General features: G+C 55.9%; 18 protein-coding genes and 1 tRNA gene. 5 read left to right on the top strand and 14 right to left on the bottom strand.

Going from position 1 to position 16,655, the window contains the following annotated elements; all coding sequences use genetic code 11:
• The first annotated feature begins 60 nt into the window (after window positions 1-60).
• The 4 genes from CK627_RS08130 to CK627_RS08120 all read left to right on the top strand — a co-directional run bounded on the left by CK627_RS08130 (window position 61) and on the right by CK627_RS08120 (window position 3,168).
• Complete coding sequence (locus CK627_RS08130; protein ID WP_167385307.1) at window positions 61-1,290, top strand: AAA family ATPase; 1,230 nt, start codon at window positions 61-63, stop codon at window positions 1,288-1,290.
• A gap of 2 nt (window positions 1,291-1,292) precedes the next feature.
• Window positions 1,293-1,826 carry an RloB domain-containing protein gene (locus CK627_RS08125; RefSeq protein WP_095592081.1) on the top strand — a complete coding sequence of 178 codons (534 nt, stop codon included), beginning with the start codon at window positions 1,293-1,295 and terminating at the stop codon, window positions 1,824-1,826.
• 713 nt (window positions 1,827-2,539) lie between these two features.
• Window positions 2,540-2,797, top strand: coding sequence for a hypothetical protein (locus CK627_RS22525; protein ID WP_157737162.1), 258 nt, complete (start codon window positions 2,540-2,542; stop codon window positions 2,795-2,797).
• A 116-nt stretch (window positions 2,798-2,913) separates the two neighbouring features.
• The gene (locus tag CK627_RS08120; protein ID WP_157737161.1) at window positions 2,914-3,168 is read left to right on the top strand and encodes a hypothetical protein; all 255 of its coding nucleotides are present in this window, start codon (window positions 2,914-2,916) and stop codon (window positions 3,166-3,168) included.
• 620 nt (window positions 3,169-3,788) lie between these two features.
• On the opposite strand, the gene CK627_RS08115 is transcribed toward CK627_RS08120, so the two are convergent.
• The 5 genes from CK627_RS08115 to rpsU all read right to left on the bottom strand — a co-directional run bounded on the left by CK627_RS08115 (window position 3,789) and on the right by rpsU (window position 8,688).
• Window positions 3,789-3,865 (bottom strand) — tRNA-Ile (locus tag CK627_RS08115).
• A 193-nt stretch (window positions 3,866-4,058) separates the two neighbouring features.
• Window positions 4,059-5,954, bottom strand: coding sequence for an RNA polymerase sigma factor RpoD (gene rpoD, locus CK627_RS08110; protein ID WP_264082799.1), 1,896 nt, complete (start codon window positions 5,952-5,954; stop codon window positions 4,059-4,061).
• Between the two features lie 183 nt (window positions 5,955-6,137).
• Entirely contained in the window at window positions 6,138-7,925 is a 1,788-nt protein-coding gene (dnaG, locus tag CK627_RS08105) for a DNA primase (RefSeq protein WP_095592079.1), read from the bottom strand.
• A gap of 88 nt (window positions 7,926-8,013) precedes the next feature.
• Complete coding sequence (locus CK627_RS08100; protein WP_017780947.1) at window positions 8,014-8,457, bottom strand: GatB/YqeY domain-containing protein; 444 nt, start codon at window positions 8,455-8,457, stop codon at window positions 8,014-8,016.
• Between the two features lie 15 nt (window positions 8,458-8,472).
• Entirely contained in the window at window positions 8,473-8,688 is a 216-nt protein-coding gene (gene rpsU / locus CK627_RS08095) for a 30S ribosomal protein S21 (protein WP_005309452.1), read from the bottom strand.
• A 179-nt stretch (window positions 8,689-8,867) separates the two neighbouring features.
• Between rpsU and tsaD the strand changes: the two genes are divergently transcribed.
• Entirely contained in the window at window positions 8,868-9,881 is a 1,014-nt protein-coding gene (tsaD, locus tag CK627_RS08090; RefSeq protein ID WP_017764738.1) for a tRNA (adenosine(37)-N6)-threonylcarbamoyltransferase complex transferase subunit TsaD, read from the top strand.
• An 84-nt stretch (window positions 9,882-9,965) separates the two neighbouring features.
• Here tsaD and rpoS read toward each other — a convergent pair whose 3' ends face one another.
• Genes rpoS through ftsB form a run of 9 tightly spaced genes read right to left on the bottom strand, consistent with a single transcriptional unit; the run spans window position 9,966 to window position 16,561 of the window.
• Window positions 9,966-10,949: an RNA polymerase sigma factor RpoS gene (rpoS, locus tag CK627_RS08085; RefSeq protein ID WP_005309444.1), complete on the bottom strand. Its 984-nt coding sequence runs from the start codon at window positions 10,947-10,949 to the stop codon at window positions 9,966-9,968.
• Window positions 10,950-10,996: 47 nt separating this feature from the next.
• A complete protein-coding gene (locus CK627_RS08080; protein ID WP_025202185.1) occupies window positions 10,997-12,052 on the bottom strand; it encodes a peptidoglycan DD-metalloendopeptidase family protein in 1,056 nt (351 codons plus the stop codon).
• Window positions 12,053-12,061: 9 nt separating this feature from the next.
• Window positions 12,062-12,643 (bottom strand): YqaA family protein, encoded by a 582-nt coding sequence (locus CK627_RS08075; protein ID WP_010635013.1) that lies wholly within the window; start codon window positions 12,641-12,643, stop codon window positions 12,062-12,064.
• The gene (locus CK627_RS08070) at window positions 12,640-13,257 is read right to left on the bottom strand and encodes a protein-L-isoaspartate(D-aspartate) O-methyltransferase (RefSeq protein ID WP_005309437.1); all 618 of its coding nucleotides are present in this window, start codon (window positions 13,255-13,257) and stop codon (window positions 12,640-12,642) included. The genes CK627_RS08075 and CK627_RS08070 overlap by 4 nt, the downstream gene beginning before the upstream one ends.
• Before the next feature lie 4 nt (window positions 13,258-13,261).
• Window positions 13,262-14,008, bottom strand: coding sequence for a 5'/3'-nucleotidase SurE (surE, locus tag CK627_RS08065; RefSeq protein WP_043170413.1), 747 nt, complete (start codon window positions 14,006-14,008; stop codon window positions 13,262-13,264).
• Window positions 13,989-15,047, bottom strand: coding sequence for a tRNA pseudouridine(13) synthase TruD (gene truD, locus CK627_RS08060; RefSeq protein WP_095592078.1), 1,059 nt, complete (start codon window positions 15,045-15,047; stop codon window positions 13,989-13,991). The genes surE and truD overlap by 20 nt, the downstream gene beginning before the upstream one ends.
• Window positions 15,047-15,523 (bottom strand): 2-C-methyl-D-erythritol 2,4-cyclodiphosphate synthase, encoded by a 477-nt coding sequence (gene ispF, locus CK627_RS08055; RefSeq protein ID WP_095592077.1) that lies wholly within the window; start codon window positions 15,521-15,523, stop codon window positions 15,047-15,049. The genes truD and ispF overlap by 1 nt, the downstream gene beginning before the upstream one ends.
• On the bottom strand, window positions 15,520-16,251 hold the full coding sequence (gene ispD, locus CK627_RS08050; RefSeq protein WP_095592076.1) for a 2-C-methyl-D-erythritol 4-phosphate cytidylyltransferase: 732 nt from the start codon (window positions 16,249-16,251) through the stop codon (window positions 15,520-15,522). Before ispD ends, ispF begins: the two co-directional genes overlap by 4 nt.
• Window positions 16,244-16,561 carry a cell division protein FtsB gene (ftsB, locus tag CK627_RS08045; protein WP_005309428.1) on the bottom strand — a complete coding sequence of 106 codons (318 nt, stop codon included), beginning with the start codon at window positions 16,559-16,561 and terminating at the stop codon, window positions 16,244-16,246. Before ftsB ends, ispD begins: the two co-directional genes overlap by 8 nt.
• Window positions 16,562-16,655 lie beyond the last annotated feature (94 nt).

Here is a 16,655-nt window from a genome sequence, read left to right as displayed (position 1 = left end):
GATGTCATGATTCTAAAGTATAGTTTTGAAAATTTCTTTTCATTTGCGAATGAGACCATTATGGACCTCACCTCAAATGCCAAGGCCACCAGTACTCGTTATGACTATCAAACTGATGATGGTTATAAAGTAAACAAAGTTTCAGCGGTATTTGGTGCTAATGGTTCTGGTAAATCAAATTTATTAAAACCTTTAGCTTTTTTACGCTGGTTTTTGAATTCGTCCTTTAAGTCATTAGACAGTGATGACGAGATCCCTATTAAGCCACATTTCTCCAGAACTGAGGACAATATCTTCATCAGTGTAGAGTTTTTGAACTTGCCAAATGCCGATGAAAGAACAGTCCCTCTTCAGTTTAAATATAGTCTTGAGTTAAATAAAGAAAGGGTAATTAAAGAAGAACTAAAATTAAAGTCATCCAAGCAATATCGTAGTATTTTCACACGAGAATTTGCTAAGGAAATCAATGACTATAAATATAAGGCTAACAAGAAATTTTTTGATTTCTCACCAGAGATTCTATCGTCCACGCCTAAAAACGCTTCTTTGATTTCATTTTTAAATAGGCTGTCTGATAACGCAGATAAATATAAGAACATATCACTTGAAAATGAAGACATAGTTGCAAAAAGCCTTGTTACTGTTGTTTCCGGCACATTTGAACTTTTTAGTAGCAATTTGTGCTTGAATGGTCGAATTGGTGATAGTGTTGATAAAACAGTACTCGATACAACAAAGCTTTATAGCTCTGATAATGTTTTATTCGAGAAGGTGTCAAAAATAATATCTGATTTTGATATTGGAATTGATAGTTTATCTATTTCAGAGGAAGAGTTTATTACAGAAAGTGGCGAGAAAAAGAAAATGAAATTACCTCTTGCCAAACACACACATAATAACAAGCAATATATTTTACCTCTATTATATGAATCTAGTGGCACTAAGTCAGCATACAATGTTTTATATTCCATTGTAGCCATACTTACTTATGGTGGTGTAGCTATCATTGATGAGTTGGATAATGACCTTCATCCACGTTTGCTATTAGAAACAATAAGCCTATTTAAAAATGAAGAGACGAATCCCCATCATGCCCAGCTCATATTTAGTACTCACACACCGGAAGTATTAAAAAATCTTAAAAAGCACCATTGCTTTATTGTTGAGAAAGAAAACTCAGAGTCTGATGTATGGCGAATTGATGACATTGAAGGCATTCGTAGTCAGGATAACCTTTATACTAAATATATGAGTGGCGCGTTAGGTGGTGTGCCTATGATAGGTAGATAAAAATGGCTAGAGAAAAAAGAAAGTTACATACCACCATTCTTTTTGTTGGAGAAGGTCCCACCGAAAAGACTTTCATTGAGTATCTTCGGGGGATTTATTCACCAGGGAAAGCGAAAGTAACAGTCAGGTCTGCGGATGGTAAAGGTCCAAAACATATTATAGCTGAGGCTATTACCATACAGAGGCAAGATGATTATAACCATTGCTGTGTATTTTTAGATACTGATTTGGAGTGGCCAGCAGACTCAATAAAAAAGGCAAGATCGAAAAAAATCGTTCTTATTGGTTCAGAACCTTGTGCTGAAGGCTTTTTCCTTGATGTTCTAAAAATGAAAAAGCCTCAAGATAGCCAAGGATGTAAAGAGGCATTTAATTTATCTATTTTGAAAAAGAAGAACGCGATGATAGAGCGCGCTATTCTTGAAAAGCACTTTACGTTTGAAGTTCTTGAAGAGATGAGATTAAAAGTTGCCATTCTAGATAAGATAATTAAATGCCTGGAGGGGAGGGTTAAAGAGGTTTTCGAGGAGGGGTAGATTAAAAGCGCTGTAATCGTGAGTGCGTGTCGTAGACACTTGCTGTAAAAGCAAGGACAAGCAGCTAGGTTCCAGTGCATCGGAAATGAGCACGAGCGCGATAACCTCACGGAATCCGCGCTCATCCGCTCCCGCCTGCGGGCCGCGTTAAGAAAATTTTTTGCAGAAATGGATTGCCGCAGTTTCCTAGCTCTAGGCCGCGCCGTTCTTGGGGTTTGGGGGCTTGGGATGAACTGCACGAAGTGAAAGGAATTTCAGTTTTTTGCAAAAACACGCCTCATTAACGGGCCTGTTGTAAAACGTAACAATATGATTTATATATAAAAATCGTACTTTCCGTGGCCGTTTTACCATCGCCCAGATTTTTCAGTTTGCCAACCGAAATCACCTCTTTTCATTTAAAAACAATGACCTATGAATATTTCTCAGATTTATAGGATCTGAAAAATTTCAGTTTTCCAGCTAACCCACCAGAAGGCCGCATACGGCCGCTATACGCCCACAGACTTCATTGAGGGCAATGACCATACCATCGAGTTGGTATTGCCCCCGTTTAGTTATACGGGGGAATTCTCAGACAACCATGCTCACCCTATTCACAGGGGAGGGGGTTATCCATTGCAAAGAGGTTTTTATCATTAAGGGATTGTTTTACAAGCAACAGCCCCAATATCCGTATGGAGCATGGTGCTCAAACGAAAAGTGAGAAATGTATGTCTGATAAGATTGTGTCTGAATCTGAATCCGGTGCTGTTTTTGTTGAAAGCCTAGGCCTTGCGAGACGATTAACTACAACTCATGTAACTGGTTACGCTAGTGCGCAATCACAGACTCGCCGAGTCATGGCTGTGGCGTGTGCCCTTGAATTGATCAAAACGAGTGTCGCTGCAGGAGCCGAGCTATATGGGCAGATGCAGAGCTTGGGCGCTTATGCGGACACTATCGAGGAAGCACTTCAACAACATGAGTGATACCGATAAAGCTAGTCATCGGCATCATAGATCAGGCCAATCTCGGTTTTGGCTCTATTGGCCCGCGTGCAGAACAAAGGATTAATGAAATGGCAATAACACTAACGAATGGCTGTATGACCGCATTGAAGCAATGGCTTGGGCGCGACACTTGGCATACCTCACATGCTATCGACGAAAACTTCTTTTTCCAGTTCGTAGGGCGCTATGTCTCTGAACAAGGTTACAGCCTCGATGAGCAGGCGCTTCGGGAGACTATTTTGAGTATCGCGGACATTGGTGCGCGTGATGATTTGAGCGAGACCGTCAATGAACGTGTTGCGCTCATGCGTAACATCCTCGATTTTATGAAGGCTACAGGCCGCAGTTAATCAGGAATGTCATACAAAGGGGCCTCAGGCCCCTTTGTTCTACCTACAGGCATGACTGGGCATAATGAAACGTTCTGTTCAATGAATGAGATGATAGAAGAGTCGGCAGTGAACCCTATTCGATTAGGAGCTGCGAGTTTCTCCTAGGGGTGACATGGCAAGTTGTGGGGCGCTGAGATTTGTAACCTCACGGGGTTACAGGTTACAGCGTCAAGAAAAATAGCTACAGCCCGTACCAGACAAGGGCTACAGGCTTGTAACCTCATGCCTCTTTCTGTGCGTGTAACCTCTATTCGCTTTTTGTGCCCTGAGTGGGGTTACAGCTCAAAGCCGCGCCAGTACTGGGCTAGAGCCGAGTTGTAACCTCGTAACCCGTGTAACCCCGTTTTTTTCAACATATAGAAATAGAAAAGGGAAATCTGGGGAGGAGAAAAATTTTAGTGATGGTTCTCAAAAGAGAACATTTCGAAGAGGCTGATAATTTTTCTTCCTGGTGGAGAAAAAATTTTTTGAGGGGCTGGGGAGCGGTTTTAGAGTGGTTGCTCTACAGGCTGAGATATCCTATAGGTATCCTACTGAAAAGTGGGTTAGCGAGTACTATCTCGCTAACCCACTGGAATTGGTGGCCCCTGGGGGACTTGAACCCACGACCAATCGATTATGAGTCGACTGCTCTAACCAACTGAGCTAAGGGGCCGAAATGTGCTTTTGCGGCGTGGATTATAGGGGATGTCCGTTAGCCAGTCCATAGGCATATCAACCACTTGGCGAGATTTCATCCATATTCAAGCGGTTCCGTGGTTCATCGTCAGCGCCCCATCACCACGAATAAAACAAAGCCCCGCATGGCGGGGCTTTTGGGCTACTGTTCCGAGTTGGAACGTCCGGGATTATTCGTCCAGGAAGCTGCGCAGCACTTCGGAGCGGCTCGGATGGCGCAGCTTGCGCAGCGCCTTGGCTTCGATCTGACGGATACGCTCACGGGTCACGTCGAACTGCTTGCCCACTTCCTCGAGGGTGTGGTCAGTGTTCATGTCGATACCGAAACGCATGCGCAATACCTTGGCCTCACGAGCGGTCAGACCGGCCAGCACTTCGCGGGTCGCGTTGCGCAGGCTCTCGCTGGTGGCCGCATCGGCCGGCAGGGCCAGGGTGGTATCTTCGATGAAGTCGCCCAAGTGGGAGTCTTCATCATCACCGATGGGCGTCTCCATGGAGATGGGCTCTTTGGCGATTTTCAGTACCTTGCGGATCTTGTCTTCCGGCATGCCCATGCGCATGGCCAGCTCTTCCGGGTTCGGTTCGCGACCCATCTCCTGCAGCATCTGACGGGAGATACGGTTGAGCTTGTTGATGGTCTCGATCATGTGTACCGGGATACGGATGGTACGGGCCTGATCCGCGATGGAGCGGGTAATGGCCTGACGGATCCACCAGGTGGCATAGGTCGAAAACTTGTAGCCACGACGGTATTCGAACTTGTCGACCGCCTTCATCAGACCGATGTTGCCTTCCTGGATCAGATCCAGGAACTGCAGACCGCGGTTGGTGTACTTCTTGGCGATGGAGATAACCAGACGCAGGTTGGCCTCGACCATCTCTTTCTTGGCGCGGCGGGCCTTGGCCTCACCGATGCTCATGCGACGGTTGATGTCCTTGATCTGGGCGATGGACAGACCGGTCTCTTCCTCGATCTGCTGCAGCTTGCCGATGGCGCGCAGCACGTCTTCGTCCATCTCCACCAGACGGGGAGACCAAGCCTTGCCGGCCTGCTTCTGGTATTCGAACCAGGCAGTTTCGCACTCGTTGTTGGTGAAGGCCGCGACGAAGGTCTTCTTCGGCATCTTGGCCTGCTCAACGCAGAGTTTCATGATGATGCGTTCCTGCACGCGGACCCGCTCCATCATCTCGCGCATGTTGTTGACCAGGCGATCGAACTGCTTGGGCATCAGGCGGAATTGACGGAACACGTCTGCCAGCTGGGCGATGGCATTCTGGGTATCTTCGTGCGCGCGGCCATTCTGCTGAATGGAGAGGCGGGTTACCTCGTACTGGGCGCGCAGCTCACCGAACTTCTCGCGAGCAACTTCCGGATCCGGACCACCGTCGCCATCATCGTCGGAGTCATCACCATCACCGTCTTCGTCTTCGTCTTCATCTTCATCCTCGTCAGCCAGATCTTCCTCGCTGAGCTCGGAGCCGATGTGAGTGGCGGTCGGTGCGACGTCGTCGGTCTCGTTGGGATCGATGAAGCCGGATATGATGTCGGACAGGCGCAGCTGTTCGGCTTCATATTTGTCGTACTGTTCAAGCAGATAGGTAATCGCTTCCGGGTACTCGGCGACGGAGCTTTGTACCTGGTTGATACCGTCTTCGATCCGCTTGGCGATATCGATTTCGCCTTCGCGGGTCAGCAGTTCGACGGTACCCATTTCCCGCATGTACATGCGGACGGGATCGGTCGTGCGACCAATCTCGGATTCAACAGATGCCAGAGCCTGGGCCGCTGCTTCGGCAGCGTCCTCATCGGCGGTACCACCTTCAGCCATGATAAGATCATCGGCATCCGGGGCGTTCTCCACCACCTGGATGCCCATGTCGTTGATCATCTGGATGATGTCTTCGATCTGGTCAGAGTCGACAATGTCTTGCGGGAGGTGATCGTTCACCTCGGCATAGGTCAGGTAGCCCTGTTCTTTACCTTTGGCAACGAGGAGTTTAAGCTGAGACTGCGGGGTTTGCTCCATAGAACTCATCCGGTTGGTGTTGCTAGGTTGCGCGTACAGTGCGCTGCTGCGCAAATAGCCAATTCTAATAGAAAACCGCCAGACATGCTATGTCTGGTTGCGGCGTCGGTCATGAGAAACCCCTGCCCGCAGTATTGTCGGGGCCAGGCGGTTATAAAATGTTTGCTTTTAATCCCGTCCATTCGGGCAACGGTATTCATATTGGGGTTAATCACTCAAATATCAAGCCCCACTCTCATTTCTTTTCTCAATCTGCACCTCTCTGATCAGCATCATCAGCTCCTGAGTTTCCTCAGAGCTTAGCCCTTCCTGCGCCACCTTGGCCTGCAATTCCTCGATGCGCTGCTTCAGGAACAGGTTGATGAAACCGACGAAAGTATCCTGCAATTCTCCCAGAATATCGGGCTCCTGGTCGAGCTTTACCTCTTCAAACAGATCGTGCATCGCCAGCTGGGCCAGGATCTCTCCCTCTTTGGTACCGCGCCAGTGTTCCAGCAGGATACCCGTTGTCACCCCGGGCTGAGTCAGGATCTGCTGATGCAGTTGCAGCAGGAACTGGATCCCCTGCAGACGCAGGCCAGCCAGCTCAGGCATGGCCGGCAGCTCGGCGGTGATCGCCGGATGTTGCACCATCAATGCCAATGCCCGACGCAGTGGTGTCAGCTTGGCCGCCTTGGGCTTGCTCACCTCGGCCTTCGGCTGACTGTTGCGGGCAAACAGTTCGGCGATCCGCTGCTTGTTTTCGCCCCAGCGCATCATGCTGGAGAGGCGGGTAATCAACCCCTCGCGGGTAAAGCCTTCCGGCACCCGGCGGATCAGCTCGGCGGCCTTGTTGGCCACTTCGAACTTGCCCGCCTCACCCGAGAGGGCCGCATCGCGCCCGAGACGTTCGAACATGAAGTCGGCAAACGGCTGAGCCTGGTCGAGCAGCGCTTCGAACCCATCCTTGCCGATCTGGCGCACCAGGGAATCGGGATCCTCCCCATCCGGCAGAAACACGAACTTGAGTTCACGGCCATCCTGCAGATGGGACAGCGCGTTATCCAATGCCCGCCAGGCCGCCTCACGGCCGGCGTTATCGCCGTCGTAGCAGCAGACCACCTCGGCCGTGGTGCGAAACAGGGTATGGATATGGTCGCTGGTGGTCGCGGTTCCCAGCGCAGCCACCGCATAATCGATGTCGTACTGGCCGAGTGCCACCACATCCATATAGCCTTCCACCACCAGGATCCGGCGCGGATCCTTGTGTGCCTGTTTGACCTCATAAAGGCCGAACAACTCCCGCCCTTTGTGGAAGATGGGTGTTTCCGGCGAGTTCAGATACTTGGGCGTCCCCTCCCCCAGCACCCGGCCACCGAAACCGATGACCCGGCCACGCTTGTCACGGATCGGGAACATGATGCGATCGCGAAAGCGATCATAGCTGCCGGGCCCGCTGTCACGAGTGATCAGCATGCCGCCCGAGATGAGCAACTGCTCGTGCTCCCGGCTGGCGCCAAAGCGCCGACGCACCTGATCCCAATCGGCAGGGGCATACCCAATGTTGAATCGCTTGACCACTTCACCGGTCAGACCGCGCCCCTTCAGGTATTCCACCGCCTGCGGCGCGTTCTTGAGATTGCTCTCGTAGAAACGGGCAATCTGGTTCATCAGCTCGAACAGATCCTTGCTGACCGCTGGTTGGCTGCTGCTAGCCCCACCTGTTGTTTGCTCACGGGGGACCTGCATGCCGTGCAGGCTGGCAAGTTCTTCAATGGCATCGGGAAATTCGAGCCCGTCATACTCCATGACAAAGCCGATGGCATTGCCGTGAGCGCCGCAACCAAAGCAGTGATAGAACTGCTTCTCCTGACTGACGGTAAACGAGGGGCTTTTTTCGTTATGAAAAGGGCAGCAAGCCTGGTAGTTCTTACCGGCTTTCTTCAGTCGCACACGGGAGTCGATCAACTCGACAATGTCTGTGCGTACCAGCAGATCATCGATAAAGGATTGTGGGATCCTGCCTGCCATAACCGTCCTGTTTCATTGCGTAGAAAATAAAAAAGCCGCGCATTCCTAGGGAAGCACGGCTTCTTTGACCAAACAAGAGAGTTGCCTGTTACGCCAAGCGGGTTTTCACCTGCGCACTGACGGCGCCGACATCGGCACGCCCCTGAATTTTCGGCTTCAAGACAGCCATGACTTTACCCATGTCAGCCATGACGGCAGCACCACTTTCAGCGATGGCTTGCTCAATCAGTGCGGCAATCTCGGCTGCGGTCAGCTGTTGCGGCAGGAATTCCTGCAACACAGCGATCTCGGCGGACTCTTTGTCGGCAAGATCCTGGCGACCGGCGGCCTCGAATTGACTGATGGAATCACGGCGCTGTTTGACCATCTTGGTCACCACAGCGAGGATATCCTGATCATCGAGCTCGACACGGGTGTCAACTTCACGCTGCTTGATTTCAGCCATCAACAGACGGATCGCGCCCAACCGCTGCTTGTCTTTGGCAAGCATGGCGAGCTTTTGCTGATCCTTGAGTTGATCCTTCAGAGACACGGCATGATCCCTTGATTAGTACAGGCGGATACGACGTGCGTTTTCGCGGGACAGCTTCTTGGCGTGACGCTTAACGGCGGACGCTTTGGCACGCTTGCGAATGGTAGTCGGCTTCTCGTAGAACTCACGGCTACGAACTTCGGACAGGATACCGGCTTTTTCGCAAGAACGCTTGAAGCGACGCAGAGCAACGTCAAACGGCTCATTTTCACGGACTTTGATTACTGGCATGTGCCTTTCACCTCAGTGATAAATTGTTAGCTGACCTTCAATCGATCAGCATGTCTTAAAATGGTGCGAAATTATACTCTGGACAGGGAATGAAAGTAAACCCGCAGAGATCGCTCTGGTTTAAAAAACCCGCGAAGGTTACCATAGCCGTCTCATTTTAGCAGTGAAATTTTTTAGCAATGCGTGTATTGGGCATAGAGACATCCTGTGACGAAACCGGGATCGCGATCTTCGACGATCAAAAAGGGATCCTTTCCCACCAGTTATACAGCCAGGTCAAGCTGCATGCGGACTACGGCGGCGTCGTTCCCGAGCTGGCCAGCCGGGACCATGTGCGCAAGACGATCCCCTTGATCCAGGCGGCGTTGCAAGAGGCCGGACTGGGCAAGGATGACATCGACGGCATCGCCTATACCGCGGGCCCGGGTCTGGTTGGCGCCATCCTGGTGGGGGCCACCATAGGCCGCTCGCTGGCGATGGCATGGAACAAGCCGGCCATCGCCGTGCACCACATGGAAGGCCACCTGCTGGCGCCCATGCTGGAAGAGAAGGTTCCCGAGTTCCCCTTTGTGGCGCTCTTGGTCTCCGGCGGCCACTCCATGCTGGTGCGGGTCGACGGTATCGGCAGCTATCAGCTGCTGGGCGAGTCTATCGACGATGCCGCCGGCGAGGCGTTCGACAAGACCGCCAAGCTGATGGGTCTGGACTATCCTGGTGGTCCGCTGCTCTCCCGCTTGGCTGAGAAAGGCCTCAAGGGCCGCTTCACCTTCCCGCGTCCCATGACCGACCGCCCCGGGCTCGACATGAGCTTCTCCGGCCTCAAGACCTTTGCCGCCAACACCATCGCAGCCAATGGCGACGACGAGCAGACCCGTGCCGACATCGCCAGAGCGTTTGAAGACGCGGTGGTCGATACGCTGGCCATCAAGTGTCGCCGCGCCCTGAAGGAGACCGGTCTCAATCGCCTGGTAGTCGCCGGCGGCGTCAGCGCCAACCGTCACCTGCGCGCCCAGCTGGCCGAGCTGATGGAGAGCCTCAAGGGGGAAGTGTTCTACCCACGTACCGAATATTGCACCGACAATGGCGCCATGATCGCCTATGCCGGCATGCAGCGCCTGAAAGCGGGCGTGTTCGAGCCGCTGGCCGTGAAGGCCGTGCCGCGCTGGCCGCTGGATACGCTGGATCCGGTTTGATCCTGAGGATCCTGCCGACATGAAAAAGGGGCCTTGGGCCCCTTTTTGTTTTGCCTGGTAAGCATCTTCGCTCACTCGCAGCAATTAGTTGGTACGGAACAGCGCCTCGATGGAGAGCCCCTGCCCCAGCAGGATCTCCCGCAGACGGCGCAGTCCCTCCACCTGGATCTGGCGCACCCGCTCCCGGGTCAGGCCAATCTCGGCCCCCACGTCTTCCAGGGTCGCCGGCTCATAGCCGAGCAGACCGAAGCGACGGGCCAGCACCTCACGCTGCTTGGGATTCAGCTCTTCCAGCCAGTGCACTATGCTGGCGCGCATGTCGTCATCCTGCGACTCCAGCTCAGGGCCCATGCCGCGCTCATCAGAGAGCACATCCAGCAGCGCCTTGTCGCGATCGCCACCAATCGGGGTATCGACCGAGGTGATCTTCTCGTTGAGCTTGAGCATGCGGTTCACATCGTCCACCGAGCGATCGAGCGCCTGGGCAATGTCCTCGGCGGTCGGTTCATGATCGAGGCGATGAGAGAGTTCGCGCGCGGTGCGCAGGTAAACGTTTAACTCCTTGACCACATGAATGGGCAGACGAATGGTACGGGTCTGGTTCATGATGGCCCGCTCTATGGTCTGGCGGATCCACCAGGTGGCATAGGTGGAAAAGCGGAAGCCGCGCTCCGGATCGAATTTTTCGACCGCGCGGATGAGACCGAGGTTGCCCTCTTCGATGAGATCCAGCAGCACCAGGCCGCGGTTGTTGTAACGACGGGCGATCTTGACTACCAGTCGCAGGTTGGACTCGATCATGCGCTTGCGGGCGGCTTTGTCGCCCCGCAAGGCACGGCGAGCATAATAGACTTCCTCTTCTGCCGTGAGCAGGGGGGAGAAGCCAATCTCCCCGAGATAGAGCTGGGTGGCATCCATCACCTTGTTCAGTTCAGGTGCCATCAGCTCATCGGAAATCGTCTCTTCGGCCTCGGCCGCAACTTCCTGTATCTCTTCTTCTTCCTGACTCTCCAGCTCTTCGTCGAACTCTAACTCTGCATCCTGCATTACCAGTTGTTCTTGGCTCATGGCGTGTCTCCCTGACCTGCACCAGAGTAAGACTTAACTCTCTGGGTCTAACGCTTTGGCAAATGGCTCATCGGGTTGATCGACTTGCCTCTGTACCGGATTTCAAAGTGCAATCGCACATCCGGCGCGTCCGTGCTACCCATGTTGGCAATGACAGATCCGCCCTGCACCGAATCCCCTTCCTTGACCCGCAGCTCATCGTTGTGAGCGTAGGCTGAAAGGTAGTCATCATCGTGCTTGAGGATGATCAGCTTGCCATAACCCCTTAGTGCGCTACCCGCATAGACGACCTTGCCGCCGCTCGCCGCGTAGATGGGTTGCCCCTTCTGGCCAGCGATATCTATGCCCTTGTTCCCCTGTTCTGCAACAGAGAAACCCTCGACGATCCGGCCTTTGGTTGGCCAGTGCCAAGAAAGTCTCGACTGAGGCTTATTGTCGTTTTTTTGTTCTTTTGCCTGAGCGTATTCTTTTGAAGATGGCTGAGCAACGGTTTTTTGTTTGATGAACGGAGTGGTCGTACCTGACGTCGCCGGAGCCAGGGGTTTGGGACCACTGCTCTGGCTGACCACCGGAGCGGTCACCGGCGAAGTCGCCGCCACCATCTGGCCACTGCTCGCCCCGGAGGACTGCACGTTCAGTACCTGCCCCACCTGAAGGGCAAAGGGGGCCCTCAGATTGTTGTTCTGGGCCAGGGTCTGATTCGACATGCCGAACTGGCGGCCAATGCTGCTCAGGGTATCACCGGGTCGAACCTGATAGGTGCCCGCGCTGCGTGCCACCGCCATGGTGCTGCCGGAGGCGTCGAGCCGGATCTGCTGACCCGGATAGATGTTGTAGGGGGGGCTGATACCGTTGAGGCTGGCCAGCGAGGGCACGTCATTGCCCGAGTTGAAGGCGATGGAGTAGAGCGTATCCCCTTTCTTCACCGTGTAGCTGTTGCCCTGAATGGTGGGCTGGGCCGCCATCTGGCGCGCCGGAATGGTGGAAACAAGACCGTCATTGCCCAGTCCCTGGACGGGGGCGGCGGTCTTGCTGGAAGCGCAAGCAAGCAACAGCCATGACAACACGACGACACTGCTTCCTTGCCAAATACGCGAACGCATAGTGGATCCTCAACGACTAAACCAGAAATAGGCCACAACGGCCAAACCAATACAGAGCCAACCCAGCACATCCACATAGTGCATCAGCTTGCGCTCCATCTTTTCGCCACCCCAGCGCATCAGACCCGCCACCAGGAAAAAGCGCATGCCACGCCCGATCAGCGAGGTCACGATGAAGGGCAGCAGTGCCATTTGCAGCAGACCAGCCGTCACGGTAAACACCTTGTAGGGGATCGGCGTGAAGCTGGCAATAAAAATCACCCAGATACCCCACTGCTGAAACCACTGTTCGGCCACGGCAATCTTGTCCTCATAGCCGACCGACGCAACCAGCGGCTGGACGACAGGCTCCCACAGGGCATAGCCGAGCAGGTAACCCACCAGGGCGCCCAGTACCGAAAACAGGGTGGCGAGCGCGGCATAGTGCCAGGCCCGCCGGGGTTTGCCGAGCGCCATGGGGGCCAGCATCACATCCACCGGGATGGGCCAGAACACCGACTCGATGAAGGCGGTGATCGCCAGATACCAGGGGGCATACTTGTGGCGCGCCCACTGCATCACCAGCACATAGAGGCGGGAAAACAACTTCACTCGACATCTCCGTCAATCAGGGGAACAAAACGAACCGGCTCCAGGATCCGGCTGGTGAGCTGGGAGCCCGACCGCTCGATCAGCTGCAGGGTCTGCTGACTATCCCCCACCGGCAACACCAGCCTGCCACCGTCGGCCAGCTGGTCGGTGAGGGCCGTCGGCACCTCGCTGGCCGCCGCCGTGACCAGAATGGCGTCAAACGGTCCTTTATTGGGCCAGCCCAGCCAGCCATTGCCGTGCTTGGCGGAGACATTGTGCAGATCGAGCTGACGCAGCCGGCGCCGGGCCTGAAACTGCAGCGACTTGATCCGCTCCACCGTGTAGACGTGCTCCACCAGATGAGCCAGCACCGCAGTCTGATAACCCGAACCAGTGCCAATCTCCAACACGTGGGCCGGATTGTTCTGGATCAGCAGTTCGGTCATGCGCGCCACCATGTAGGGCTGCGAGATGGTCTGGCCGTGACCGATGGGCAGGGCCGTATTGTCCCAGGCCTTGTGGGCCATGGCTTCATCCACGAACAGCTGGCGCGGCACCTTGGCAATCGCCGCGAGTACGCGGAAATCGCGAATGTCCTGCGCGATCAGCTGGTTTAACAGGCGCTGTACTATCACACCTTCATCCCTGCAGGTCCAACCAAGCCCCCAGCCCCGCCAGACTGCTGTAGGCAGTCATATCGATGGTCAGGGGGGTGATCGAGACGTAGCCCTGCTCGATGGCGGCGAAATCCGTGCCTTCTCCCGCATCTTGCTGGCTGCCGGGGGGGCCGATCCAGTAGATGGGCTGACCGCGAGGATCCTCGGTGCAGATCACCGACTCCGCCCGGTGGCGGTTGCCAAGGCGCGTCACCCTGATCCCCTTGATCTGGTCGAGGGGCAGGTCGGGCACATTGACGTTGAGGATCTGATCGGCAGGCAACGGGTGCACCATCATGCCTTTCACCAGCAGGGCCGCGTAGTGGGCCGCCGTGGAGAAATGGGTCTTGCCTACCAGCGAGATGGCCAGCGAGGGGAATCCAAGGTGGCGCCCCTCGGTCGCAGCCGCCACCGTGCCCGAGTAGATGACGTCATCCCCCAGGTTGGCACCGTGGTTGATACCGGCCACCACCATGTCGGGTTCCGGGCGCACCAGCTCGTTGACGGCCAGGTGCACGCAATCGGTCGGCGTTCCCTTCACCGCATGATATCCGGTTTCGGCGATGCGGGTGACCCGCAGCGGTACTTCCAGCGTCAGGGAGTGACTCGCCCCGCTGCGATTGCGATCCGGCGCCACCACGATGACCTCGCCACAGGCGGCCAGCGCCTCGCTGAGGGCACGGATGCCCTCGGCATGCACACCGTCGTCATTACTGACCAGAATTCTCATCGGACTGATTCCTGAAACCATGATCGGCCTCTTCGGCCTGCATTAACTCGCGCACCACGCTGGTGGCAAACGCCCCGGCCGGCAGGAAGAACGACAGGGTCAACACGGCCCCCTCCAGCTGCCAGCTCATGGCCTGCGGCTTGAGCAGCAAGGGGCGGCGATCCTGATCCAGCCCCGCCTTCTCCAGCCCCTCGCACCAATCGTGATAAGGCGCCAGCACCGCCTGCTCGAACTCGGCGGCGGCGCCCTGGCTGGCAGAGCGACCACGCCCCCACTGGGGCGCGGTGAGCTGCACGTCGCCAGAGGCGAGACGCGCCTCCAGCTCGGGCGTCACGCTCTCTTCGCTGAAGATGGAGTGGCTGCCTTTGAGCATCACGCAGTCGCCAGCCAGCAGCTGATGGGCCAGCCCCTGCTCGATGCGGGCGCTGACGATGGCGTTGAACAGCATGCTGCGGGCGGCGGAGAGGTAGAGGGAGCGCTTGTTGCGATCCTTGATCCGCTTGCCGGCGAACATCGCCTTGGCGGCCTCCAGATTGTTGCCACCGCGGCCGAAACGCTGCTCGCCGTAGTAGTTGGGCACGCCCTGATCGGCGATGGCCTGCAGGCGGGACTCCAGCCCGTCGGCCTGCTCCAGCGCGGTGAGGCGCAGGGTGAAGTGGTTGCCCTTGAGATAGCCGACCCGCAGCTTCTTGTTGTGGCGTTTCACTTGCAGGATCCGGATGCTGTCGCTCTCGATGACCGAGAGGTCCGGTTCTGCCTTGCCCGGCAAGTGGATACCGAACCACTGTTCGGTCACCGCGTGGCGATCTTTCAGCCCGGCCCAGGTCACCGCATTGCGGGCAACCCCGGCCGCATCGGCCAGCAGGCCCGCCACCCAGGCGGTGTTCTCGCCGGTTTTGCGCACCTGGACGAAGATGTGCTCACCCTCGCCGCAGGGGTCAAACCCGAGATCTTCATTGACCACGAAGTCGGCGGCTTGCGCCTTGAGGATGCCACGGGCAGTGGGCGCCCCGTGCAGGTAGGCCAGTTGTTCGAGCATTATTGTTTCACCAGTAAGACGACGGCTTCGGTGGCGATCCCTTCCTTGCGCCCCGTGAATCCAAGCTGTTCGGTGGTCGTCGCCTTGACGTTCACCCGGTTCAAATCACATTGCAGATCGGCGGCCAGCACGGTGCACATGGCATCGATGTGGGGCGCCATCTTGGGCGCCTGGGCGATGATGGTCACATCCAGATTGCCGATGGCATAACCCGCCTTCTGCACCCGGGCAAACACGTCCCGCAGCAGGATGCGGCTGTCGATGCCCTTGAATGCGGCCGCGGTATCGGGGAAATGGCGGCCGATGTCGCCGGCGCCGATGGCCCCCAGCAGGGCATCGCTCACCGCATGCAGCACCACATCACCATCGGAGTGAGCCAGCAGGCCCTGTTCATACGGCACCGCCACCCCGCCCAGCATGCAGGGGCCAACCCCGCCAAACTTGTGTACATCAAAACCATGTCCAATCCGGATCATGCCAGCTCCTCTGTGGGTGAATCGGGTCGCGCCGGCCGGCACGCGTCCTGTTGCTGCAAATAGAGCCCCGCCAGGGAGAGATCCTCCGGCCGGGTCACCTTGATGTTGTCGGCCCGCCCTTCCACCATCCGCACCGGGAAGCCGGCCCGCTCCATGGCGGAGGCCTCATCCGTGATGGTGGCACCCAGCGCCAGCCCCTCCTCCAGCGCCCGCTTGAGGGGGCCGGTGGGGAACATCTGCGGGGTCAGGGCGTGCCAGAGCTCCTCGCGCTCGACGGTGGCGAGTATGTTGCCGGCGGCGTCGGAGCGCTTCATGGTGTCGCGCACCCGGCTGCCGAGGATGGCTCCGCCACAGGCCATGGCGGTGGCGATGAGGCGATCGAGATCGCCGTGGGTCAGGCAGGGACGGGCGGCGTCATGCACCAGCACCCACTCCCCTTGCGCCACGTGCAGCGCATTGAGCACGGAGAAGGCGCGTTCGGCGCCCCCTTCCACTCGCAGGATCCTCGGATCGGCGGCCACGGCCAGTGTGTCGAACCAGCGGTCATGGGGAGCCAGCGCCACTATGACCTGACCGATAGCCGGGTGGGAGAGCAGCCGGGTTAGGGTGTGCTCCAGAATGGCCATGCCCGCCAGCTGCAGATACTGTTTCGGGCACTCGGCCCCCATCCGGCTGCCGATGCCGGCGGCCGGCACGATGGCGGTCAGTCCGCTGTGATGATCAGTCATCGTAGGCTGCGTCTCCGGAACTGGAGCCCTTGTCTTTGTCCTTGGGAATGATGCGGTAGAAGGTCTCGCCCTGCTTGATGTAGCCAAGATCGTTGCGCGACAGCTCCTCGATGGCTTCCAGACCCGAGGTCAGGTCATCAATCTCGCGATAAATCAGGTTGTTGCGATCCTTGAGTACCAAATTGTCCTGCTGCTGCCGGGTGATGGCATCGGACAGCTCACGATAGTCAGACAGGCCATTCTTCCCCAGCCAGAGGTCGTATTGAAGCCCTCCCAACAGGAAGAGCAGGATAAGAGTGAGTAGCCGCATGCACTGAGTCTCCTTCAAGCGGCCTAGTTTCCCATATTCGCAGGCAAGACAAAAGAAAGCCTGTGTCCCGGATGGGTTCGGTCGGAACAAAAAA

The sequence above is a fragment of the Aeromonas dhakensis genome (assembly GCF_002285935.1).
Lineage (GTDB): Bacteria > Pseudomonadota > Gammaproteobacteria > Enterobacterales > Aeromonadaceae > Aeromonas > Aeromonas dhakensis.
Note: the sequence above shows the minus strand (reverse complement) of the source record. Positions and strands in the feature narration are given on the sequence as shown.

Bases quoted from the DNA above. Each gene is read 5' to 3' on its own strand.
- CK627_RS08130 (WP_167385307.1), top strand. From the start codon at position 61: ATGGACCTCACCTCAAATGCCAAGGCCACCAGTACTCGTTATGACTAT.
- CK627_RS08125 (WP_095592081.1), top strand. From the start codon at position 1,293: ATGGCTAGAGAAAAAAGAAAGTTACATACCACCATTCTTTTTGTTGGA.
- CK627_RS22525 (WP_157737162.1), top strand. From the start codon at position 2,540: ATGTCTGATAAGATTGTGTCTGAATCTGAATCCGGTGCTGTTTTTGTT.
- CK627_RS08120 (WP_157737161.1), top strand. From the start codon at position 2,914: ATGACCGCATTGAAGCAATGGCTTGGGCGCGACACTTGGCATACCTCA.
- dnaG (WP_095592079.1), bottom strand. From the start codon at position 7,925: ATGGCAGGCAGGATCCCACAATCCTTTATCGATGATCTGCTGGTACGC.
- rpsU (WP_005309452.1), bottom strand. From the start codon at position 8,688: ATGCCAGTAATCAAAGTCCGTGAAAATGAGCCGTTTGACGTTGCTCTG.
- tsaD (WP_017764738.1), top strand. From the start codon at position 8,868: ATGCGTGTATTGGGCATAGAGACATCCTGTGACGAAACCGGGATCGCG.
- rpoS (WP_005309444.1), bottom strand. From the start codon at position 10,949: ATGAGCCAAGAACAACTGGTAATGCAGGATGCAGAGTTAGAGTTCGAC.
- CK627_RS08080 (WP_025202185.1), bottom strand. From the start codon at position 12,052: ATGCGTTCGCGTATTTGGCAAGGAAGCAGTGTCGTCGTGTTGTCATGG.
- surE (WP_043170413.1), bottom strand. From the start codon at position 14,008: ATGAGAATTCTGGTCAGTAATGACGACGGTGTGCATGCCGAGGGCATC.
- truD (WP_095592078.1), bottom strand. From the start codon at position 15,047: ATGCTCGAACAACTGGCCTACCTGCACGGGGCGCCCACTGCCCGTGGC.
- ispF (WP_095592077.1), bottom strand. From the start codon at position 15,523: ATGATCCGGATTGGACATGGTTTTGATGTACACAAGTTTGGCGGGGTT.
- ispD (WP_095592076.1), bottom strand. From the start codon at position 16,251: ATGACTGATCATCACAGCGGACTGACCGCCATCGTGCCGGCCGCCGGC.
- ftsB (WP_005309428.1), bottom strand. From the start codon at position 16,561: ATGCGGCTACTCACTCTTATCCTGCTCTTCCTGTTGGGAGGGCTTCAA.